Source organism: Palleronia abyssalis (assembly GCF_900302445.1).
In the GTDB taxonomy this organism is placed as follows: domain Bacteria; phylum Pseudomonadota; class Alphaproteobacteria; order Rhodobacterales; family Rhodobacteraceae; genus Palleronia; species Palleronia abyssalis.
In genome coordinates this window covers 1-21,395 of record NZ_ONZF01000006.1, presented here as the reverse complement: position 1 = coordinate 21,395, position 21,395 = coordinate 1, and the positions used below count along the sequence as shown (strand labels likewise).

Sequence of the window (21,395 nt, the reverse complement as noted above, 5' to 3'; positions counted from 1 at the left end):
GCGGGACCTAGCGTTTTGCCCGGGCGGGTCGATAGAAGGGGACGGACGCACAGCCCCCCGGAGGACCCCATGCCCCTGACCCCCGAGCAACAGGCCGAGATCGACGCCCAACGGTCCGCGACGAGCCAAACCCTGCGAGCCACCGCGCCGGGGATCGAGGCGCACCTGTATCAGGCCAAGCCCGTGCTGGATCACGGGCTGGTGCGCGCCATCGACTACATGGGCGACGACGCGGCCATCGTGCAGGCCGCGCGCGTCAGCTACGGGCGGGGCACCAAGGCGGTCAGCAACGACGAGGGGCTGATCCGCTACCTCATGCGGCACTGGCACTCGACCCCGTTCGAGATGTGCGAGATCAAGCTCCACGTGAAGCTGCCCGTCTTCGTCGCGCGCCAGTGGATCCGCCACCGCACCGCCAACGTGAACGAGTACTCCGCCCGCTACTCGGTGCTGGACCGCGAGTTCTACATCCCCGCGCCCGAACACCTCGCCGCGCAATCGCAGCAGAACAACCAGGGCCGGGGGGACGTTCTGGAGGGCGAAGAGGCGCAGCGCGTCCTCGACATCCTGCGCGACGATTCGAACCGCGCCTACGACCATTACGAAGAGATGCTGGGCACCGACGGCCAGCAGGGCCTCGCGCGCGAGCTTGCCCGGATGAACCTGCCCGCGAACATCTACACGCAATGGTACTGGAAGACGGATCTGCACAACCTCTTCCACTTCCTGCGCCTGCGCGCCGACCCCCACGCCCAATACGAGATCCGCGTCTATGCCGACGCCATCGCCCAGATCGTCAAGGACTGGGTCCCGCTCGCCTACACCGCCTTCGAGGATTACCGCATGGGCGGCGCCCACCTATCCCGCGGCGCTGTGGAGGTCGTGAAGCGCATGCTCGCCGGAGAGCAGGTCACGCAGGAGACCAGCGGGTTGAGCAAGAGGGAGTGGGCTGAGGTGATGGGGGTTATTGGGTGAGAATTTCGGGGCAGGATCTTCTCACCCGCCAAACGGTTACGGCCCATGCAAAGCTTATGATTGTGATTGCCGCCATCTTGGCAGTGACATTCTATGATCTGAACTCGAAGTCATGGATCGTTTTTGACCGCGACCTGCGACCAGAAGAGTTTGCTCAAATTTCAGCAGTTATTCTGATCTACTCGATGGTATCATATGCCGTGCATTATATGGGAGATGTCACGTCGTTTTGTTCATGGTCTTCAGAATCTAAAGTGGTTTCTGACAATCTTACAGACCTAAAGCTTCATAATATTTTTGATGAACTTCGGGGTGAAAGCAGGGAAATTCGTCGCACCGTAAAGGAACTGCGCAGAAATCTTGGTCGGAGTAGTGAAAACGAAGAGAAGCTGCGTAGCGATATATCTTTGGCGGTCGACAATCTTCATTCCGTCGCAGTGAAATTAGAAAGAACATTTGATGGGATATTCAAAGGGTTTTCTCGTTTAAGTCTGTCTGCGAAATTCATTCTGTTCTTCTGGTATGGCGCGGTTCCGTTGGGCGGGGCAATTTTGGCGCTTCGGCTAATTTTGCCTACGGCGATGAAGTCGTTCTAGCAAACGTAGGGTGCGCATTCATGCGCACCGATCCGATCCATTGAAACACACCCACACCCACACCCACACCCACACCCCGCCACCGCGGCGCGCATGAATGCGCGCCCTACGTTCCCCCACCCCATTCCCCCGCGTCGCGGTGAAACGACGAATACGGCCACGCGGCGGGGTCGGGCGCCAATCCGTGTTTCACCGGGTTCATCCAACAATACCGGATCGCGGCCTGCAAATGGTCCTCGGATCGGATATGGCTTTCCCAGAACCGGCGTTGCCAAACCCCGCGCTCCCGGCGCGCGATGTGGCTGGGGCGGGGCGATCCGCCGTCGACGCTGCAAGAAAACCGCGCCTTTATGACGCTCCACCGCGTCGAATAGTCCGAGTCTCCCTCGGGCAGGGTCCAGACCGCATGCAGGTGGTCCGGCAGCACCACCCACGCCACGATGTCGAACGGCCGCTCGGCCCGGGTGTGTCGCACCGCCTCGCGAAGCGCGTCGATCTCGGCCACAAGCCGCCGCTCACCCCGGCGGGCAAGACAGACCGTAAAGAAGATCGTGGCCCCCGGCACGCGAGGGCGTCGGTAAGAGGACATGCCCAAGCTATTGCGCTATATCCCTAACACCCCGTTACCCCCACCATGACGCACAGACGCGCGCCATACGTCCGCCTGACGCGGGTGGCGATGCAGCCGATGGCGGCACCGTATCCTTGGGGTCCCGGTACTGCGATGACCCTTCGGTCGGGGTCGAGATAAGGGCAATAGGCCAAAGGCTTCAGTTTTCGGGGGCGTTCGAGATGTGGACCTCGATCACAGGCCCCTCGGCCACGGCCGGCGCATCCAAGGTCGCGGTCGGAATATGGGGCAGTGGGGCGGGGTCGTGGCCGCCTCCGCTGATTGACGTCTCTCATTTCCGGTGCTTTGGTGCCCCGCAAGGGAGGATGGCGATGGACAGGCGGATGCCGACATTGTCGGACGTCGCCCAGCGGGCGCGCGTCAGCTATGCGACGGCCGACAGGGTCGTGAACGCGCGGGGAGGGGTGTCCGCGAAGTCGGTGGATCGCGTGCGTGCAGCCATCGAGGACCTCGGATACGTCCGCAACGTCGCGGCCGCGAACTTGTCTCAACGCAAGCTCTATCGCTTTGCCGTGGTGCTGCCCGCAGGATCGAACGCGTTCTTCGCGCGGGTGCGGGCTCTGTTTGTCGAGGCGGCCGAGCGGCTCCGCCCGGATCGCGTCGTTCTCCGGGTCGAGGATGTCGAGGCGTTCGATCCCCGGGCCCTATGCGCCCGGCTGGAGCTGCTGGCTGAAGATGGCGTGGACGGGATCGCCCTGGTGGGCAGCGACGACGCGCAGGTGACCGCGGCCATCGACGGGCTGCGCGACCGCGGGATTTCGGTAGTCACGCTGGTTTCGGACGTGCCGGGATCGGGGCGCGACGTCTATGTCGGCATCGACAACCGGACGGCGGGGCGCACCGCGGGGCGGCTGATCACGCTGGCCCATGCGGGCGGCGGCGGCGCGGTGTTGCCTGTCGTGGGCGCGCTCTCGGCCCCGGACCACGCCGAACGGGTCGCCGGGTTGCGCGACGTGCTGGACGGCTTCTTCCGGATCGCCCCGGTGATCGAGGGGCGCGACCGCCACGCCGAGGTCGAGGCGCGGGTCGCGCAGGCGCTGGACGCCGACCCCGCGATCACCGCCATCTACAGCGCGGGCGCCGGGAATGCCGGGCTGATCCGGGTGCTGGAGGCCAAGCCCGAACCGCGCCCCGTCGTGGTTCTGCACGAACTGGTCCCGCATACGCGCCGGGGGCTGGAAGCCGGTCTGATCGACATCGTGATCGACCAACGCCCCGAGGAAGAGGTCACCCGCGCCACCGAAACGCTGCGCGCGCTGGCCGATCGCCGTGACCCGGCGGCCGCGGGTCCGATCGTGCCGACGATCTTTGTGGCCGAGAATCTGCCGCCGATGCCGGGCGCGCCGTAATGCAGTCCGGGCCGCTGGCCCGGGACACAGATCGAGGAGGAGGATGACATGAAGACGATCAAGGGGCCGGGTCTGTTCCTGGCGCAGTTCGCCGGGGACGAGGCGCCGTTCGACAGCTGGGACGGGATCACCAAGTGGGCGGCCGAATGCGGCTACAAGGGCGTTCAGGTGCCCGTCTGGGACGCGCGGCTGGTCGATCTGGACAAGCTGGCCAGCTCGAAGACCTATTGCGACGAGTGGGTCGGACAGGCCCGTGCGAACGGGGTCGAGATCACCGAACTGTCCACCCACGTCCTGGGTCAGCTGGTGGCGGTGCATCCCGCGCATGACGCCTGGGTCGACGCCTTCGCCGCGCCGGAGGTGCGGGGCAAGCCCGCCGCCCGTCAGGACTGGGCGGTCGAGCAGGTGAAGAAGGCGCTGACCGCGTCGAAGAACCTTGGAATCGGGCAGCATGTGACGTTCTCGGGCGGTCTGCTGTGGCCCTTCGTCTATCCTTTCCCGCAGCGCCCCGAGGGTCTGGTCGACACCGCCTTCGACGAGCTGGCCGCGCGGTGGCGTCCGATCCTGGACCATGCCGAGGACTGCGGGGTCGACGTGTGCTACGAGATCCACCCGATGGAGGACCTGCACGACGGCATCACCTTCGAGATGTTCCTGGAGCGTCTGGACGGTCACGCGCGCTGCAACATGCTGTACGACCCCAGCCACTATGTCCTGCAATGCCTTGATTACCTTGATAATATCGACATCTATGCCGAGCGCATCAAGATGTTCCACGTCAAGGATGCCGAGTTCAATCCCACCGGGCGGCAGGGCGTTTATGGCGGCTATCAGCCTTGGGTGAACCGGCCGGGACGCTTCCGCTCGCCGGGTGACGGACAGGTGGATTTCGGGGCGGTGTTTTCCAAGATGGCGGCCAACGATTTCGACGGCTGGGCGGTCGTGGAATGGGAATGCGCCCTGAAGCACCCCGAGGACGGGGCGCGCGAGGGGGCCCAATTCGTGCGCGATCACATCATCCGCGTCACGCCGCACGCCTTCGACGACTTCGCGGGTGGCGAGGTCGATGACGCGACGAACCGGAAAATGCTGGGGATCGACTGATATGGCACGGATCAGACTGGGTATGGTCGGCGGCGGCACGGACGCGTTCATCGGCGGCGTTCACCGCATTGCCAGCCGGATCGACGACCGGTTCGAGCTTGTGGCCGGCGCGCTGAGCTCGAACCCCGAGAAGGCCCGGAAGAGCGGCGAGGCGCTGGGCTTGGCGCCCGATCGGAACTACGGCAGCTTCGAGGAGATGGCCGAGGGCGAGGCGGGTCGCGACGACGGGATCGAGGCGGTCAGCATCGTCACGCCGAACCACGTCCACTTCCCGGCGGCGCAGGCGTTCCTGTCGCGGGGCATCCACGTGATCTGCGACAAGCCGCTGACCGCGACGGGCGAGGATGCCGCGTCGATGGAGGCCGCGGTGCGCGACAGCAGCGCGTTGTTCATCCTGACCCACAACTACACCGGCTATCCCATGGTGCGGCAGGCGCGGCAGATGGTGGCTGCAGGCGATCTGGGCGAGCTGCGCGTCGTTCAGGTGGAATACCCCCAGGACTGGATGACCGACCCGGTCGAGACGCAAGGCGTCAAGCAGGCCGAGTGGCGGACCGATCCCGAACGCTCGGGCGCGGGTGGGGCCGTGGGCGATATCGGTACGCATGCGTTCAACCTTGCCACTTTCGTGACGGGACTGAAGGGGGCGTCGCTGGCCGCTGATCTGCACAGTTTTGGCCCCGGGCGGGCGCTGGACGACAACGCGCATGTGATGCTGCGCTTCGACGGCGGCGCGCGGGGAATGCTGTGGTGCAGCCAGGTCGCGCCCGGGTGCGAGAACGGGCTGCGCCTGCGGGTGTTCGGCGCAAAGGGCGCGCTGGAATGGGCGCAGGAAAACCCCAACGAGCTGTGGTTCACCCCGCATGGTGAGGCGACGCGCCGGATCACCCGCATGGGGGCGGCCGCCAGCGATGCCGCCAACGCGGTCAGCCGCATTCCGCCCGGCCACCCGGAAGGGTATCTGGAGGCCTTCGCGAACATCTATACCGCCGCCGCCGACGCGATCCGCGCGGTGCAGGACGGCGCCTCGCGCGACGAGGTGATGGGCGTTCTGCCGGGTATCGGGGCAGGGATGGAAGGGATGGCCTTCATCCGGGCCTGCGTCGCCTCGTCGAAGGATGACGCCGCGTGGGTGACGCTGTGACGACCCCGCCGACCCTGGCCTTGCGCGACGTGCGCAAAAGCTTCGGACCGATCGAGGTTCTGCACGGCGTCGATCTGGAGCTGAGGGCGGGGGAGGTGCTGGCCCTGATCGGAGAGAACGGGGCCGGCAAGTCGACGACGATGAAGATCCTCGCCGGATATCAGGGTGCCACCTCCGGGCGGATCCTGCTGGACGGGGAGGAGGTGACATTCGCCTCGCTCCACGACGGCGAGGAGGCCGGGATCGTGATGATCCACCAGGAGTTCAACATCGCCGAGCAGTTGACTGTCGAGCAGAACATCTTCCTGGGGCGCGAGCTGCGTCGCGGCTGGCTTCTGGACAAGAAAAAGATGCGGCAGTTGACGCGGGACTACCTGGACCGGGTGAATTGCGACGTCGATCCGAACGCCCGGGTATCGACGCTGTCGAACTCGGACAAGCAGATGGTCGAGATCGCCAAGGCCCTGAGCCGCGATGCCCGGATCCTGATCATGGACGAGCCGACGGCCGTTCTGACCGCGCAGGAAACGGACGTCCTGTTCGACCAGGTCCGCGCGCTGAAGAAGGCGGGAACGGCGATCCTGTTCACCTCGCACAAGCTGGGGGAAGTGGCCGAGATCGCGGACCAAGTGACTATCCTGCGGGACGGCTCGGTGGTCCATGACGGCCCCGCGGCCGAGGTGTCGGAAGACGAGATGGCGACCGCCATGGTCGGGCGCGATGTCTCGGACCTGTTCCCCGACAAGCCCGACACCCCGCCGGGCGAGGTGATGATGCGGGTCGAGGGGCTGACCGTCCCCGGCTATGCCGAGGATATCGGGTTCGAGCTGCGCCGGGGTGAGATCCTGGGGATCGCCGGCCTGATCGGCTCGGGCCGGACCGAGGCGATGGAGGGGCTGTGCGGCCTGCGCCCCGCCTCGGCCCGTCTGGTCGAGATCGGCGGCAAGGCGGCCGACATCCGTCGCCCCAAGGACGCCCGCGATCACGGGCTGTGCTACCTGACCGAGGATCGCAAGCTGCGCGGCCTGCTTCTTGGGATGGGTCTGCGGGTGAACCTGACGTTGCAGGCGCTGGACCGGTTCGGCGGGTTCCTGATCGACAAGGCCGCCGAGGAGCGTGCCCTGGACGCGGCCATCGAAGCCTTCGACATCCGCGCCGGACAGAGGGACGTCGCCGTCGGCAACCTGTCGGGCGGCAACCAGCAGAAGCTGCTGCTTGCGAAGGTCATGCAGACTGAGCCGTCGATCCTGATCGTGGATGAGCCCACGCGCGGCATCGACATCGGAACCAAGCAGCAGATCTATGCCTATCTGCGCAACCTCGCGGCACAGGGGCATGGGATCGTCATGATCAGCTCGGAAATGCAGGAGGTGATCGGCCTGTCGGACCGCGTGATGGTCATGCGCTCAGGCCGGTCGGCGGGGATCCTGTCGGGCGACGAGATCGGCGAAGATGCAATCGTGCGCCGCGCCATGGGCGTGGGCGCGGACATGAACGGGAAGGTGGCCTGATGACCAGCGATACAGCAACCCCCGCGCCGAAGCGCAGCCTTCCGTCGATGAGCCTTCTGGGCCCCGTGATCGCCCTTCTGGTCCTCATCGCGATCGGCGCGTCGCTAAACTCGAACTTCCTCGGGGCGGCGAACATAACGAACGTGCTGGCGCGGTCGGCCTTCATCGGCATCATCGCGGTCGGCATGACCTTCGTGATCACGGCGGGGGGCCTGGACCTGTCGGTCGGGTCCATGGCGGCCTTCATCGCGGGTCTGATGATCCTGGTGATGAACGCCGCGCTGCCCACCTTGGGGATCGGCGTGCCGATCATCCTGCTGGGGATGGTGGTCGCCATCGTGGCCGGGATCGTCGCGGGGCTGATCAACGGGTTCCTGATAACCGCGCTGGGGATCGAGGCGTTCATCGTGACGCTGGGCACAATGGGCATCTATCGGAGCCTCGTCACCTGGCTGGCCGACGGGGGTACGCTGTCTTTGGATTTCGGGCTGCGCACCTTCTACCGGCCGGTCTATTTCGACGGGATCCTGGGGATTTCCTGGCCGATCATCGTTTTTGCGCTGGTCGTCATCCTGGGCGAGATCCTGATGAGCTTTGCCCGCTTCGGCCGTCATTGCGCCGCGACCGGGTCGAACGAGCACGTCGCGCATTATTCGAACGTGGACGTCAACCGCACGCGGCTGTTGACCTATGCGATGCTGGGCCTTCTGGTCGGGGTCGCGACCATCATGTACGTGCCTCGGCTTGGATCGGCCTCAGCCTCGACCGGCCTGTTGTGGGAGCTTGAGGCGATCGCGGCCGTCATCATCGGCGGCACCGTCCTGAAGGGCGGGTTCGGACGCGTTTGGGGCACCGTGATCGGCGTGTTGATCCTGTCGCTGATCGACAACATTCTGAATTTGACCGACTTCGTATCGCCGTACCTGAACGGGGCGATCCAGGGGGTCATCATCATTCTCGCTGTGATCTTGCAGCGAGAGGCAAAGGCGAAGGGCTGAGACAGCCCCGCCTGCATCAAGGGAGGAACGAAAATGACCCATATGAAAGCGATCCTGATGGCCGGCGCTGCCAGCGTTGCCATGACGACCGCGGCCACCGCGCAGGAGACGTCGGTGATCGGCGTGTCGATCCCCGCGGCCACCCATGGCTGGGCGGGCGGCATGAACTTCCACGCCCAGGAGGCCGTGGAGCGGTTGGAGGAAGTCTATCCGAACCTCGACTTCGTCCTGTCCACCGCCTCGGATCCCGGCACGCAGGTGAACGACATCGAAGACATGATGGCCACGCGCAACATCGACGCGCTGGTCGTCCTGCCATTCGAGTCCGAGCCGCTGACCGGACCTGTCCAGGCTGTCGCCGACGCGGGCGTCTGGGTCACGGTCGTCGACCGGGGCCTGTCGGTCGACGGGATCGAGGATCTGTATGTCGCCGGGGACAATGAGGGCTTCGGCCGGGTTTCGGGGGAATACATGGCCTCTCAAATGCCCGATGGCGGCGATATCGTCGTGCTGCGCGGCATTCCCACCACCATCGACAACATGCGGGTCGAGGGTTTCGAGCAAGCCATCGAAGGCTCGGGCATCAACATCATCGACATGGAGCACGGCAACTGGAACCGTGACGACAGCTTCAACGTGATGCAGGACTTCCTGCAAAAGCACGAGCAGATCGACGCGGTCTGGGCGTCGGACGACGACATGGCCGTGGGTGTCCTGGCCGCGATCGAGGCCGCGGGACGCGACGACATCCAGTTCGTGCTCGGCGGTGCCGGGATGAAAGAGATGGTCCAGCGCGTCATGGAAGGGGACGAGATGATCCCCGCAGACGTGACCTATCCCCCTGCGATGATCGCGACCGCAATCGAAATGACTGCCGTGGGCCTGACGTCATCCGCCCCGGTGTCAGGGACGTTCACGATCGGCTCGGTCCTCATCACGCCGGAGAACGCGGAAGAGTTCTATTATCCCGACAGCCCGTTCTGAGGGATCTGCGGCGGGCGGTTGTCTAACCTGCCCGCCGCGCATGCGTTGCCTGATCAATCGGAGCGGTCCGGGACAAGGTCGAGCAGCGCCCGACGCAGTTCCATGTGATTGACGGGTTTGCCCAGAAGGGGTGCATGACGCAGCACGTCATCTTCCGCTGTTTGGGACGCGGAATAGCCGGTCAGGAACAGATACGGGATTTCGAGGCGCGACATTTCCGTCGCGATGGGGCGGCTGGTCTTGTCGCGGCCCAGATTGACGTCCAGTATCCCGATATCGGGCTCGAAGCTTGTCAGCGCCGATATGGCCTGATCGCAATTCTTGTGGGGACCATCGGCAACGTAGCCCCATGATTCCAGCGTCATGACCAGGTCCATTCCGATCAGCGCCTCATCCTCGACCACAAGAACACGGGTCGGTCGGGATGTGTTTCGGGTGTCGTCGGCCCGACTGTCGCCTTGTGCCGATACCATACTGATAATTCCACGAATTGTGTCGGACTGCGCCTTTGTTTTCAAACCAGCCGATGGAAGCAAAGTTCCGCTGATCGGCAGTCGTCAGGGGCAGGAACTCAGTCGGTTTCCAGGGCTTGAATCGTCTTCTCCCGCGCGCCGCGAAGGGCGTGTCGGACCTGCGGCGCGATGGGAGTCGTCCGGAAACCGTCGCCATATCCCCATCGCGCCAGAGCCTGCGCCTGATCGGGACGCAGGGGCGGGGGCGGATCGTACTTCTGGTTCTGGCCGCGGATCGCCTCGCTTTGGTCCGCGTCTCCGGCACCGAGTTGCAGGAAGCTGAAAATGGCCGATCTGACCCTGTCGGGTCGGGCCACGAGATCCTCGTAGCGCAGCACCATCACCGAGTGGAGGAAATCCAGATCGGCCTCGACGATACGGTGCGCCGCGATCCAGTGGTCGACGGCGGCCTCGGTGTTCGAATGCCCCCATTTCTCCAGCGCGCGGGCCATGGCCTGGGGGTGGCGCAGGATGACGATGAACTGTGACGCCGGAAAGAGCTGTTGATAAAGCCGCATGCGCGTCAAGTTCACGGGGCTCTTTTCGACCCGCCAGTCCCCGCCCGGGGCGAACCAGCGATCCCAGTCCGAGGCGAGGCGGTCGCGCGTCTCCAACCGGTCATGGGGGCCGGCTTCGATCAGGTGCTGCGCGGGGTCGGTCGCGAAATGAAGGGGGCGGCCTGACTGCGCGGTGTGGGGAATGGCGCCTTGCAGGTACACGCCTTCCTGCTCGGGGACCGGTGCGCCGGTGATGCCGCGTACTTGCGGATGGGCGGCGATCAGACGCGCGAGGATCGATGTCCCCGAGCGGTGCAGACCGCCGACGAAAATGTATCTCTGGGCCATTTTCTTCCTTCGCCGGACGCGCTTGCCGGTGCGCCGCACAGGTCGGTCGGTCTGGCCCGCCGTCAAGGGTGCGCGAATGCGCGCAGGTCCCCCGGGGAACCGAGCGAAAGGTAAACCTCTTGAGTCGGTTAGCCGGCCCGGCTTCAAGATCGGGCGTTCGTTCACGAGTAGCAGGTTTCAGGAGGCCGCCCCATGCATATCGTACACATCGCGCTGGGTGGATGCCTGAAAGCCCCCCCGGTGCATTATGGTGTCACGGGCGATACGGGCGGCCACATCGCGTATATCCTGGGGGCCGTCGAGGCGCTGGCGGCGCGGGACGACGTCGCCTCGGTGGACGTCGTGACCCGTGCATTCCGGGTCGATAGCCTTGGTCACGACTATGCCCGCCCGGTCGAGCGTTTGGGTCCGAAATCGCGGATCGTGCGCCTGTCGACATCATCGAACGCCTACCTCGAAAAGGAAAGCCTTGCGGCCGAGATCCCGGCGCTGAGCCGGGCGTTTCTTGACTGGATCGCCGCGCTGGACCGCAAGCCGGACGCGATCCACGCGCATTTCGCTGATGCGGCTCGCCTTGCAATGGCGGCGAAGGCGCGGTTCGGCATTCCGTTCGTCTACACGCCCCACTCGCTGGGGATCGACAAACGCGCCTGCGGCCTGACCGGTCCGGCGCTGAAGGCCCGCATCGCGTCCGAAGGGGAAGCCATCGCGCAAGCGGACGCCATCGTCGGATCCTCCCGCGACGAGGCCGAGCGCCAGGTGCCGGCCTACGGGATCGGCGCCGCGGGGCGGACTCATTGCGTGCCGCCCGGGATCCACCTTCCCGCCGCCGGGCCGCGCGACCGGGCCGAGGCACGCCTGCGGCCGTTCCTGCGCGACATGACCCGGCCGCAGGTGTTGGCCATCGCGCGGCCGGTCGCGAAGAAGAACCTTCCAGGCCTGATAGATGCCTTCGGCCGCCACGATGGGCTGCGGGACACGGCAAACCTGGTGATCCTGGCCGGGCAGCGCGACGATGTCGAAGGTGGCACGCCCGAACAGACGCGGGTTCTGCGGCAGATGGTCGACGCCATTGACCGGCACGATCTGTGGGGGAAGGTCGCTATCCCCAGGCGTCACGATCCCCAAGATGTGGCCTCCTTGTATCGCATGACGGCCGAAGGTCGCGGCGTCTTTGCCAATCCCGCCCTGTTCGAGCCGTTCGGCCTGACCGTTCTGGAGGCCGCGCGGTTCGGTCTGCCCGTGGTGGCGACCGACAAAGGCGGTCCATCCGAGATCCTGCCTCGGATCGGTCACGGTCGGCTGGTCGATCCGCGCAATCCGGATGAGGTCGGGCAGGCGTGCTTCGATCTGATCTCGGATGACGGCGCGTGGACGAAAGCCTCGGAAGCCGCTTTGCGCAATGTGGGCCTTTATTCCTGGGGCAACTGGGCCACGGCGGTTCGCAGGCTCTATGCCTCTCTGCGCAGCACGCCGCCGAAGCCAGTGCGCGCTCCGAAATCCATCCTGGCGTCGGATATCGATGGCACGCTGACCGGCTCGCGCGCGGGCGTTCGCTTGTTTTCAGAGTGGGCGAGCGACCGGGGCCGGGCGCGCTGCTTGTTTGCCGTAGCGACGGGACGGTCGATCGGGGAAGCGCGGCGTGTTCTTGCCAAATGGCGGCTTCCGTTGCCGGATCTGTTCATCACCTCTGTCGGGACGGAAATCTGGCGGCATGGCGCGTCGGGTCTCGTCCTGTGCCAGGACTATGCCGCCGATCTGCAAAGAACCTGGCCGCGGGACGATATCGCGGACGCCCTGTCCCGGATCGGGTTGGTGCCCCAGGCCCCGTTCGAACAACGCCCCTGGAAGTTGAGCTATGTCGGAACGGTCTCCGACAGCGCCCGGGCCGAGGCGGCGCTGCGCGAGGTCGGTCTGGTCGCCCGCGTGGTGCCGTCCCACGGGCGGTTCATCGATGTCCTTCCGATACGGGCGGGCAAGGCGCGCGCCGTGGCGTTCGAGGCCGCGCGCCAAGGACTGGCCCTGTCGGATTGTATCGGGGCTGGGGACAGCGGCAACGACCGTGACATGCTGGAACAATGCGGGCGGGCGATCCTCCCGGCCAACGCCTTGGACGAAATTGCAGACCTCCTGACGTCTGACAGGCTTCTGCGTACCCGTGAAAGCCATGCCTCCGGCGTTGTCGAAGGGCTGGAAGCGCTTGGCCTCGTCCCTCAGCGGATCAGGGCCTGACATGCGCGACACCGTCGAAACCACTCAGCCCATCGGCTATTTCGTGCATCATCAGGGGCGCGGCCACGCCGAACGTTGCGCGGCCATCGCGCATGCCCTGCCACCAAGCCGGCCGCTGACGATCTTCTGCGCCAAGCCCGACATTTTTCCCGATCTGCCGCGCCATGCCCAGATCGTCCAGATTCCGTCCCTATTCGAACCGGTGCCCGGGCAGGGCACGTTAATGGACGATCTGCCCACCCCGCGCACGCTGCATTGCGCGCCGGTCGGGTGGCCCGGCATCCGCGAGGCGACGGGCCGTATGGCCAGCTGGTTCGCCGAGGTAAACCCGGCGCTGATGATCTGCGACGTCTCGGCCGAAATCGCGCAGTTCAGCCGCATCTGCTCGGTTCCGCATGTGAAGGTTCTCCAGCACGGCGACCGCCGGGACGAAGGGCATGTGGCGGCCTATGACGGGGCGGCGGGTCTTCTGGCCCCGTTTGACCGTGTGCTGGCCCAGCCCGACTGGCCCGAGGCGATGGTTGCCAAGACCTGCTTCGCGGGCGGGCTGGGGGTCGATACCGGGCTGCCGGACAAAGCCACGGCCCGGGCGATGCTGGGACTCGACCCGGAGCGGCGCATCGTTTTGGCAATGTCGGGCGGCGGCGGATCGGGTCTGGCGCAGGCGCCCCTGGGCGTCGGCGCGCGCACCTTTCCCGATGCGCAATGGATCAGCATAGGACCGGTGCAACGCGACTGGCACGCGACCGAGCCGGGCAACCTGGAACACCGCGGATGGGTCAATACGGCGGCCGCGCATATCGCGGCCGCCGATCTGGTGGTCGCGGCCCCCGGCAACACGGCCTGCCAGATGATCCTGGCGGCTGGAGTGCCATGGATCGCGGTCCCCGAATGGCGCTATTTCGACGAGCAGGTCGAGAAGGCGCGCGCCCTCGCTCGGGCCGGGGTCGCCCTTCACCTGCCGCATCCGCCGTCCTCTGCCCATGCGTGGCGCGAGGCGGTTGATCTGGCGCTTGCCTCCCACGATCCCGCCCGCCAACGCGCGTTGGTCGTTCCAGATGCCGCGGCGCGCACCGCCGATTGGCTGGAGGGTCTGATCGCGACGCTCTGGCACACCCCTGTCCTGAACCACGAGGTCCCCGCATGACACCGACCATATCCGCCCTGACCATCGCCTCGGGCCGCGAGGCGCATCTGGCCAATCTGATCCGCGGCCTTGCCCGACAAACCCATCCCGTGGCCGAACTTGTCGTCGCGGTTATGCAAGACGCGCCCTATCAGAACCTGCCAGACGTTCCCTTCCCGGTGCGGCAAGTCATGGTGCCGGTCGCCGAAGGTCTGCCTTTGGCGGCAGCGCGGAACGCGGCGGCGCAGGCGGCCAAGTCGGCCATCCTGGCCTTCGTCGATGTCGACTGCATTCCGGGGCCCGATTTTGCCGCCGACTATGCTCACGCGGTCGGGACGCATGGCGGGCTGCATATGGGCGAGGTCGGATATCTGCCCGAGGGTGCCGCTGCGGCCGGAATTGACTTCGACGCGTTCGAGGCGATCGCCAAGCGCCATCCCGACCGGCAGGCGCCCCCGAAGGACGGCATCGCGCCCTGCACCGATTACCGCTGTTTCTGGTCGCTGACCTTCGCGCTGACTGCCGAGGATTTCGCAGCCACGGGCGGGTTCGACGAGCGGTTCGTCGGGTATGGCGGCGAGGATACCGACTTCGGGCGCAAACTTGAGGAATCGGGCCTACCCATCCACTGGGTGAAGGGCGCCAAGGTCTATCACCAGTATCACCCGCATTTCATGCCGCCGATCCATCACGTCGCCTCGGTGGTGCGCAACTCGGAGCTGTTCCGTGAAAAGTGGGGGCACCGCACCATGGGCCACTGGCTTTACGCGTTCGAACGGATGGGCCTGATCCACGTCACGCCCGACAAGATGACGGTTCTGCGCGACCCGTCCGAGGAAGACATGGCGCTGTGCCGGCAGGAGACCGACATGCCGGTCGCGACAACCCGCCGGGTTCTGGACCTTCTGGACGCGCGCGAAGCGCCCTTACCGGACGAACACGCGCGGCGCGACGTCGTTGAACGGGCCAAGGCCCGACTGATCGGTGCGGCGAGTTGAGCCTTCGGATTGCGGTTCTGGCGCATGTGCGCCACCCGATCTCCCGTCCCTTCATGGGCGGGATTGAAGCACATTCGTGGCACCTGTGCCGCGGGCTGGCCGCGCGCGGGCACGAGGTCACGCTTCTGGCCGCCGGGGACAGCGATGCGGGCGTGCCGCTCTATTCGGTGGTCGAACGCCACTACGACAGCCACATGCCGTGGCACAGCTATCGCGAGACGCCCGAGCTGACCGCGTATCTGGACCGCGCCTACGGGGACGCGCTTGATGTGCTGGGTTCAGGGCGGTTCGATGTGGTGCACAACAACGGCCTGCACCGCTTTCCGCCTCGGTTCGCCCGCCGCGACCGCATGCCGATGGTCACCACCCTGCATGTCCCGCCCTTCGACGTCCTGAAGCGCGCGGTGGATGACGGCGTGGCCCCGTGGCACGCCTACACTGTCACCTCGCAGCGTCAAATGCACTCGTGGTGGGGGGATGCGCCCCCCGATGCGGCGCGGGTCGTGTCGAACGGCATCGATATGGGCGACTGGCCGTACCAGCCCCAAGGCAACGGAGAGGCCGTGTGGGTGGGGCGCATCACCCGTACGAAGGCCCCCCATCTGGCGGTCGAGGCTGCGCGGATCGCAGGGCGTCAGCTGACGCTGTTCGGCTCGATCGAGGATCGCGACTATTTCGAAGAGGATTTGCGCCCGCTGCTGGGACAGGGCGTTCGCTATGGCGGGCATCTGGAACAGACCGAACTTGCGGCGGAAATCGGTCGGGGATCTGTCTTTGTGTTCACGCCCCTGTGGGATGAACCGTTCGGTCTGGTCGCGGTCGAAGCCATGGCCTGCGGCTTGCCGGTCGCCGGCATCGACCGGGGGGCCGTGGCCGAGGTCGTGGGTGGGGCAGGGTGCCTGTCGCGGTCCGAAGCCCCGGAAGACTTGGCCGCGGCCATCGACGACGCGGCGCGGGTCCCTCGACCCATCCCGCGGTCCCGTGTGGAGCGGAGGTTTACGATGGACCGTATGCTGGACGGGTACGAGGCGGCGTATTGCGACGTGATCGCGGCGCAGGGAGCAGAGTGGAGCGACCCCGACTTCGAGCGCTTCAAGCTGCCGCCGCGGAGCGTTGCGGCGGAATGACGTGTCAGGGCGCCGCCGTCAGCATCCCGTCGGGCTTGGCGCAGGCGACCACGGGAAGTCCTGCCTGGGCCGCGCGGGACAGGGCGAGGCTTGACGGCGTGGACATCGCGGCAAGGCCGCCCAGTCCGGCGCGTGCGGCTTTCTCGACCAGTTCATATGACAGGCGGGACGTGACGAGGGCGAAGATCCCCCCGAAACCGGTACCTGCCCTCGCACCCGCGCCGATTGCCTTGTCGAGGGCGGTATGCCGGCCGATATCCTCGCGGCAAAGGACGATCTGCCCGTCCGGCGTGCAAAGTGCCGCGGCATGCGTCCCGGATGTCAGTCGCCCAAGGGTCTGGTGATGCCGGAGGTTGAAAAGCGCGGAAGTCACGGCCTCCGGCGAAAAGGTCAGGGGCGTCTTGACGCGGGGCAGGGGGGCGCTGAGGGCATTGATGTTCTCGACCCCGCACAGGCCACAGGCGCTTTCGGTCACACGGGCACGCGCCCGGTCGAGGCCGATCTGCCGGGCCGGGCCGGCCAATGTCAGGCGCAGAACAATTCCATGCTGTATCGGGCAGATGTCCACGCCCGCTATGTCGTCCGGCCCCTCGATCAGGCTTTCGGCCATCGCGAAGCCGGTTGCGAAATCCTCCAAGTCGGCGGGTGTGGCCATCATCACGGCAAACGAAACGCCGTTCACCTCGACTGCGACGGGGGTTTCGACTGGAACTGCGCGGGTCAGCGGCCCTTTCGCATCGGTAAAGCGGGCATGGGACACCGGCACCGGGAAGGGCGGGGCGTCATGTTCTGCGATATCCTTGGCCATGTCCCGTGGTTCCCCTGCGCTTGGGTAGAGTAGCGGACCATAAGGGGGGAACCGGAGTATCGGCGGAATGTTCCGTCAATCAGGCGGCTATCGCGCTCCGCCCGCGTTCAGTGAAAAGGTGACAGCATGGCTGACGATACGGCAAAGGCCCACCGGGCCGACGTTCAGGACCCCGAAACTCCGTTCTACGATCGCGCTGCGGGGGGGTGGGGGTCACTGCAGGGCATTGCCAGCATCTTCGGGACCGAATGGTCGCAGGGCGATGCGGCCGCGACCTTGTTCAAGCAGAACAAGACGAAAGGGGTGATGTGCACCTCGTGCGCCTGGGCCAAGCCTGCGGACTATCACACCGCCGAGTTCTGCGAGAACGGCGCGAAGGCGACCCTGTGGGAGCTGACGCGCAAGCGTGCGACGCCCGACATCTTTGCCGAGCACAGCGTTTCGGCCCTGCGGGACTGGCGCGACTATGACCTGGAACAGCTGGGACGTTTAACTCATCCCATGCGATACGACCCCGAAAGCGACCGATACGTCGAAACCACGTGGGAGGCCGCGTTCGACCGGATCGGCGGTGCGCTGAAGCAGATCGACCCGAAGAAGGCGGTGTTCTACACCTCGGGGCATGCGGGGCTCGAGGCGTCATACCTCTATGCGCTCTACGCCCGGATTTACGGGCACAACAACCTGCCCGACAGTTCGAACATGTGCCACGAGACGACGAGCGTCGGCCTGAAAGAGCTGATCGGATCTCCTGTCGGGACCTGCGTCCTGGAAGATTTCGACAAGTGCGACGCGATCTTCTTCTTCGGCCAGAACACCGGGACCAACAGCCCGCGCTTCATGCGCCCGTTGGCCGAGGCCGTCCAGCGCGGCTGCAAGATCGTGACGTTCAACCCCGTGCGCGAGCGTGGGCTGATCGAGTTCGTGGACCCGCAGAACCCCGCCGAGATGACTGTGGGCAAGTCGACGAAGATCTCGACCGAGTATTTCCAAGTGCGCGGCGGTGGCGATATCGCGGCCTTGGCGGGCATGATCAAGCTGGTCCTGGAGGCCGAGGATGCGGCGCCGGGGACGGTTCTGGATCACGACTTCATCAACGATCACACCACCGGCTTCGATGACGCGATGGCCGCCATCCGTGCCATGGAGTGGCCCGATATCGAGGCGGAATGCGGTCTCAGCCGCGAGATGCTGGAACGCGCGGCCGACATCTACATGAACGCCGAGAACGTCATCGGCATCTACGGGATGGGCCTGACCCAGCACGTGCACGGGTTCGAGAACCTCGGCATGCTGGTCAACCTGATGCTTCTGCGCGGGAATATCGGGCGTCCGGGGGCCGGGATTTCGCCGGTTCGGGGGCACTCGAACGTGCAGGGGCAGCGCACGGTCGGCATCTCGGAAAAGCCGTCGCTGGTGCCGCTGGACGATCAGGAACGCATGTTCGACTTCACCGCGCCGCGGGAAGAGGGGATGAACGCCACCGCGGTGTCGAAGGCCCTGCTGGAGGGTGAGGTTCGGGCAATGATCTCCCTCGGCGGCAACCTCGTGCGCGCGTTGCCGGACAGCGCCAGGATCGAGACGGCGTGGCGCGACATGGACCTGACCGTACACGTCGCCACCAAGCTCAACCGGTCCCATCTTCTTCCGGGGAAAGAGGCCTGGATCCTGCCCTGCCTGGGCCGGACCGAACGTGACGATCAGGCCAGCGGGCGACAGGCGATCTCGATCGAGGACAGTTTGAGCCACATTTATGGCTCGGTCGGGAATGCCGCGCCCGCGTCCGATCACTTGCGCAGCGAGGTGGCGATCGTCTGCGGCCTGGCAAAAGCCACCTTGCCGCCGAACCCGAAGCAGGATTGGGACGGCTGGACGGCCGATTACGGCCGGATCCGCGATCTGATCGCGGAAAGCCACCCCAAGGAGTTCCACGACTTCAACGCCCGCCTGTTCACCCCCGGCGGCTTCGACCGGGGCAATGCCGCGCGCGCGCGCCAATGGCAGACCGAAACCGGCCTTGCCCATTTCACCGCGCCCACCACCTTGAGCGCCACGGATTTCGAGGCTGCCCCGGATCGATTCCGCCTGATCACCTTGCGCTCGAACGACCAGTTCAACACGACGATCTACGGTTTTTCCGACCGCTTGCGTGGTCTTGAAGGCTCGCGCGAGATCGTCCTGATCAACCGCGATGAGATGGCCCGGATGGGCCTGACCGAAGGACAGAAGGTCACGCTGGTGTCGGATGCCGGCGACGGGGTCGACCGGCGGGTCGGCAACCTGGCCGTGACGGCCTACGATCTGCCGGCCGGCTGTGTTGCGGCCTATTACCCCGAGGCCAATCCACTTGTGCCAGTCTGGTATCACGAAAAGAAGTCGCAGACGCCGGGATACAAAAGCGCGCCGGTCCGGATCGAACCCTGACCTTCCCCCCCAAACGGAAACGGCCCGGATAGACCTGACACATTCCGCGGGTTAGGACATGTCGCTGACGGCCTGCCGGAGAACATCCGGCAGGCCGTAATTATTTGGGACTCTTTTAGACGTTGTTCGCGCACAACCGAAGAGTGAATGTGCGCGCACCTGCGCCAGGAAACACTTTATACGGGATTTTCGATCATTCCGCTTCGTAGAGGGCAAAACCAGCCAATCTTCGGAGCGACACAATGATCAAGAAGCGAGGTAACTTGCAGGCCCAGACTCTGCCGAAGCTCACCGTCTCTCAACTCTATCCCGACCAACGAAAGGAAATCAACCTCAACACCTGTGGCGACCCCGACTGCGGCAACTACGGCGTGTCCCCTGATCCTGTGTTCGACCAATTCGTAGGTCGGGGAGCAGAAGCCCGACGCCAAGCGGCAGGACGAGCGGACCCGAAGATTGCAGCGGGCCTTGGTTTCTACACGATGAGCTCCGTAAAAACGAGGAGCGCGTCTCGAAGGTTTTCAACTTCCACAATGCTCCTGTGATCTGGAGCGATGGCCGTCGGCTGGTGTGTCGCCACCAGCAGGACGCCGCAGCGTGCAAGGTTGGTTTTGCTCTACTCTCGAACCAGCACTTTATGGATGAACTCGAACGACTCAGAGACCATGATGGCGTCTTGGATGGGCCGAAGCGGAGCCTGTGGAAAACGCTATTTCGAGGCTCCGGATGAGTTCGCTCTGAACGGCGCCAACGGTAAAGATCCGAAGACAAAGCGGCCTCGCGGGATTCGCGTAATCCACAAGCCCTGCAAGGGCCGGAAAGGCGCGCGTTTCACCGTCTCGAAGGACCACCAAGGTCAGCGCGACCGAGAAGACAACATCAAGATTCTGAAGATGCTGGTGAATGGGGCGTCAATCAACAGCATTCAGCGGGTCCTTACCTGTCCCAGAACCGGCAAGCGCGCCGGCATGTCGAGGGTTTATGATCGGATCTTCTGGCTCGAACGGACGCTTCTTGCGTTCGAACGCGCCCAGCTTGGAAAGTGGCGGAAGGAACTGAAGCGTAGAGGCGTGTTTCGTCATACGCGCATCGCGCACGACGACATCGTGCTCGGCATCAACTGGGAGACCTCGGCCGATCGCCGCATCACCGCGCTGAACTGCACCGCCTCGACCGACATCCAGAGCGGGTATGTGCTCCGTCTGGATGTGGATTTCGATCCACGCGTCGATCCGGTCGAGGTATTCAAGGACGCCTACCTCGACGCGAACCGGCATCCGAAGAACCTGCTCAGCCAATATCACAACTCGACACAGAGCTTCGTTGCTCCGCTCCTACACTACCAGCGACCCACCGGGCGTTTCGATGAGGCTGCGTTCTTCGGAGCTTGCCAGTCAAGCTTGCGCTTGTTCGCAGTGCAGACGGAGGACGCCTTCGGCGGAGCCACCCTGCCGCCGGATGTCCAGCAAGCTGTCGCGGACGCGCGCTGGTTCGCCGACGCTGCCGAGGCCGTCGGGGAGGGGTGGTTCGGACTTTCCGAGCACCGGCGCGACAGCCGAAACACCTTTACCGGCATCATGACGCGCGATGCTTATACGAAGGCGGCACACTTGGCGCTGCTGAAGGAGATGCTTCCCGACGGCAAGATGACCCTGGTGTCGGAACAGGAAGCACTCATCGCGCGGACTGTGCCGCACATCTTCCGCGACGACATTCTCGCCGACCGCTTCGAATGGCTCGCCATCGCCTTCGATAAGGACGCCACGAAGCCCAAGGTTCAGCACCGGGTGGGCGTATTCCGCAGCAACCTGGAGCAGTTCCGAAAGTCCTACACGGGTCAGGAGATCTCCAACTGGGAAATGCTCGAGCTCTTCGTCGAGCACTCGATGAAGCCAGCGACCTCCTGAACTGGCCCCCGTTTCGACCGGACACCTGGGCATAACCATGGAGGCTTAGGCATATGCCTAAGCACGTGCTTATGTCTGACTACGAGATCATCACCGATGGCGGCCGTCGGCGCCGCTGGCCTGC

General features: G+C 65.2%; 18 protein-coding genes. 14 read left to right on the top strand and 4 right to left on the bottom strand.

Translation table 11 applies throughout. The features are described from left to right. Window positions 1–69: 69 nt before the first annotated feature. Both thyX and PAA8504_RS21810 read left to right on the top strand, forming a co-directional pair. Complete coding sequence (gene thyX, locus PAA8504_RS13290; protein WP_108894681.1) at window positions 70–975, top strand: FAD-dependent thymidylate synthase; 906 nt, start codon at window positions 70–72, stop codon at window positions 973–975. Continuing rightward, window positions 972–1,571 (top strand): hypothetical protein, encoded by a 600-nt coding sequence (locus PAA8504_RS21810; protein WP_146190496.1) that lies wholly within the window; start codon window positions 972–974, stop codon window positions 1,569–1,571. The genes thyX and PAA8504_RS21810 overlap by 4 nt, the downstream gene beginning before the upstream one ends. A gap of 106 nt (window positions 1,572–1,677) precedes the next feature. Here PAA8504_RS21810 and PAA8504_RS13285 read toward each other — a convergent pair whose 3' ends face one another. Next, window positions 1,678–2,160 carry an REP-associated tyrosine transposase gene (locus PAA8504_RS13285; protein ID WP_108894680.1) on the bottom strand — a complete coding sequence of 161 codons (483 nt, stop codon included), beginning with the start codon at window positions 2,158–2,160 and terminating at the stop codon, window positions 1,678–1,680. 353 nt (window positions 2,161–2,513) lie between these two features. On the opposite strand from PAA8504_RS13285, the gene PAA8504_RS13280 reads away from it, so the two are divergent. Genes PAA8504_RS13280 through PAA8504_RS13255 form a run of 6 tightly spaced genes read left to right on the top strand, consistent with a single transcriptional unit; the run spans window position 2,514 to window position 9,292 of the window. Further along, a complete protein-coding gene (locus PAA8504_RS13280) occupies window positions 2,514–3,551 on the top strand; it encodes a LacI family DNA-binding transcriptional regulator (RefSeq protein WP_181375796.1) in 1,038 nt (345 codons plus the stop codon). A gap of 48 nt (window positions 3,552–3,599) precedes the next feature. After that, entirely contained in the window at window positions 3,600–4,655 is a 1,056-nt protein-coding gene (locus tag PAA8504_RS13275; RefSeq protein ID WP_108894679.1) for a sugar phosphate isomerase/epimerase family protein, read from the top strand. Between the two features lies 1 nt (window position 4,656). Next, window positions 4,657–5,799 (top strand): Gfo/Idh/MocA family protein, encoded by a 1,143-nt coding sequence (locus PAA8504_RS13270; RefSeq protein ID WP_108894678.1) that lies wholly within the window; start codon window positions 4,657–4,659, stop codon window positions 5,797–5,799. Further along, complete coding sequence (locus tag PAA8504_RS13265) at window positions 5,784–7,310, top strand: sugar ABC transporter ATP-binding protein (RefSeq protein ID WP_245897635.1); 1,527 nt, start codon at window positions 5,784–5,786, stop codon at window positions 7,308–7,310. Before PAA8504_RS13270 ends, PAA8504_RS13265 begins: the two co-directional genes overlap by 16 nt. Next, window positions 7,310–8,308 carry an ABC transporter permease gene (locus PAA8504_RS13260; protein WP_108894677.1) on the top strand — a complete coding sequence of 333 codons (999 nt, stop codon included), beginning with the start codon at window positions 7,310–7,312 and terminating at the stop codon, window positions 8,306–8,308. The genes PAA8504_RS13265 and PAA8504_RS13260 overlap by 1 nt, the downstream gene beginning before the upstream one ends. Window positions 8,309–8,350: 42 nt before the next feature. Then, window positions 8,351–9,292, top strand: coding sequence for an ABC transporter substrate-binding protein (locus tag PAA8504_RS13255; protein WP_108894840.1), 942 nt, complete (start codon window positions 8,351–8,353; stop codon window positions 9,290–9,292). Window positions 9,293–9,345: 53 nt separating this feature from the next. Here the strand turns inward: PAA8504_RS13255 and PAA8504_RS13250 are convergent, their stop codons facing one another. Both PAA8504_RS13250 and PAA8504_RS13245 read right to left on the bottom strand, forming a co-directional pair. Continuing rightward, complete coding sequence (locus PAA8504_RS13250; RefSeq protein WP_108894676.1) at window positions 9,346–9,765, bottom strand: response regulator; 420 nt, start codon at window positions 9,763–9,765, stop codon at window positions 9,346–9,348. Between the two features lie 98 nt (window positions 9,766–9,863). After that, window positions 9,864–10,649, bottom strand: coding sequence for a sulfotransferase family protein (locus tag PAA8504_RS13245; protein WP_108894675.1), 786 nt, complete (start codon window positions 10,647–10,649; stop codon window positions 9,864–9,866). Between the two features lie 192 nt (window positions 10,650–10,841). Between PAA8504_RS13245 and PAA8504_RS13240 the strand changes: the two genes are divergently transcribed. Genes PAA8504_RS13240 through PAA8504_RS13225 form a run of 4 tightly spaced genes read left to right on the top strand, consistent with a single transcriptional unit; the run spans window position 10,842 to window position 16,132 of the window. Continuing rightward, window positions 10,842–12,881 carry an HAD-IIB family hydrolase gene (locus PAA8504_RS13240; protein ID WP_108894674.1) on the top strand — a complete coding sequence of 680 codons (2,040 nt, stop codon included), beginning with the start codon at window positions 10,842–10,844 and terminating at the stop codon, window positions 12,879–12,881. Window position 12,882: 1 nt separating this feature from the next. After that, the gene (locus PAA8504_RS13235) at window positions 12,883–14,028 is read left to right on the top strand and encodes a glycosyltransferase family protein (RefSeq protein ID WP_108894673.1); all 1,146 of its coding nucleotides are present in this window, start codon (window positions 12,883–12,885) and stop codon (window positions 14,026–14,028) included. Then, entirely contained in the window at window positions 14,025–15,005 is a 981-nt protein-coding gene (locus PAA8504_RS13230; protein ID WP_108894672.1) for a glycosyltransferase family 2 protein, read from the top strand. Before PAA8504_RS13235 ends, PAA8504_RS13230 begins: the two co-directional genes overlap by 4 nt. Next, a complete protein-coding gene (locus PAA8504_RS13225) occupies window positions 15,002–16,132 on the top strand; it encodes a glycosyltransferase (protein WP_245897634.1) in 1,131 nt (376 codons plus the stop codon). Before PAA8504_RS13230 ends, PAA8504_RS13225 begins: the two co-directional genes overlap by 4 nt. A gap of 4 nt (window positions 16,133–16,136) precedes the next feature. Here PAA8504_RS13225 and fdhD read toward each other — a convergent pair whose 3' ends face one another. Next, window positions 16,137–16,940, bottom strand: a complete 804-nt coding sequence (gene fdhD / locus PAA8504_RS13220) for a formate dehydrogenase accessory sulfurtransferase FdhD (protein ID WP_108894671.1) — start codon at window positions 16,938–16,940, stop codon at window positions 16,137–16,139. Window positions 16,941–17,066: 126 nt separating this feature from the next. Here fdhD and PAA8504_RS13215 point away from each other — a divergent pair, with 126 nt between their 5' ends. Together PAA8504_RS13215 and PAA8504_RS13210 are read left to right on the top strand one after the other, a co-directional pair. Further along, window positions 17,067–19,364, top strand: coding sequence for an FdhF/YdeP family oxidoreductase (locus tag PAA8504_RS13215; RefSeq protein ID WP_108894670.1), 2,298 nt, complete (start codon window positions 17,067–17,069; stop codon window positions 19,362–19,364). A 668-nt stretch (window positions 19,365–20,032) separates the two neighbouring features. Then, a complete protein-coding gene (locus PAA8504_RS13210; RefSeq protein WP_146190495.1) occupies window positions 20,033–21,271 on the top strand; it encodes a hypothetical protein in 1,239 nt (412 codons plus the stop codon). The last annotated feature ends 124 nt before the right edge of the window (window positions 21,272–21,395 follow it).

Bases quoted from the DNA above. Each gene is read 5' to 3' on its own strand.
- thyX (WP_108894681.1), top strand. From the start codon at position 70: ATGCCCCTGACCCCCGAGCAACAGGCCGAGATCGACGCCCAACGGTCC.
- PAA8504_RS13285 (WP_108894680.1), bottom strand. From the start codon at position 2,160: ATGTCCTCTTACCGACGCCCTCGCGTGCCGGGGGCCACGATCTTCTTT.
- PAA8504_RS13280 (WP_181375796.1), top strand. From the start codon at position 2,514: ATGGACAGGCGGATGCCGACATTGTCGGACGTCGCCCAGCGGGCGCGC.
- PAA8504_RS13275 (WP_108894679.1), top strand. From the start codon at position 3,600: ATGAAGACGATCAAGGGGCCGGGTCTGTTCCTGGCGCAGTTCGCCGGG.
- PAA8504_RS13270 (WP_108894678.1), top strand. From the start codon at position 4,657: ATGGCACGGATCAGACTGGGTATGGTCGGCGGCGGCACGGACGCGTTC.
- PAA8504_RS13260 (WP_108894677.1), top strand. From the start codon at position 7,310: ATGACCAGCGATACAGCAACCCCCGCGCCGAAGCGCAGCCTTCCGTCG.
- PAA8504_RS13255 (WP_108894840.1), top strand. From the start codon at position 8,351: ATGAAAGCGATCCTGATGGCCGGCGCTGCCAGCGTTGCCATGACGACC.
- PAA8504_RS13250 (WP_108894676.1), bottom strand. From the start codon at position 9,765: ATGGTATCGGCACAAGGCGACAGTCGGGCCGACGACACCCGAAACACA.
- PAA8504_RS13245 (WP_108894675.1), bottom strand. From the start codon at position 10,649: ATGGCCCAGAGATACATTTTCGTCGGCGGTCTGCACCGCTCGGGGACA.
- PAA8504_RS13240 (WP_108894674.1), top strand. From the start codon at position 10,842: ATGCATATCGTACACATCGCGCTGGGTGGATGCCTGAAAGCCCCCCCG.
- PAA8504_RS13235 (WP_108894673.1), top strand. From the start codon at position 12,883: ATGCGCGACACCGTCGAAACCACTCAGCCCATCGGCTATTTCGTGCAT.
- PAA8504_RS13230 (WP_108894672.1), top strand. From the start codon at position 14,025: ATGACACCGACCATATCCGCCCTGACCATCGCCTCGGGCCGCGAGGCG.
- fdhD (WP_108894671.1), bottom strand. From the start codon at position 16,940: ATGGCCAAGGATATCGCAGAACATGACGCCCCGCCCTTCCCGGTGCCG.
- PAA8504_RS13215 (WP_108894670.1), top strand. From the start codon at position 17,067: ATGGCTGACGATACGGCAAAGGCCCACCGGGCCGACGTTCAGGACCCC.
- PAA8504_RS13210 (WP_146190495.1), top strand. From the start codon at position 20,033: ATGGCGTCTTGGATGGGCCGAAGCGGAGCCTGTGGAAAACGCTATTTC.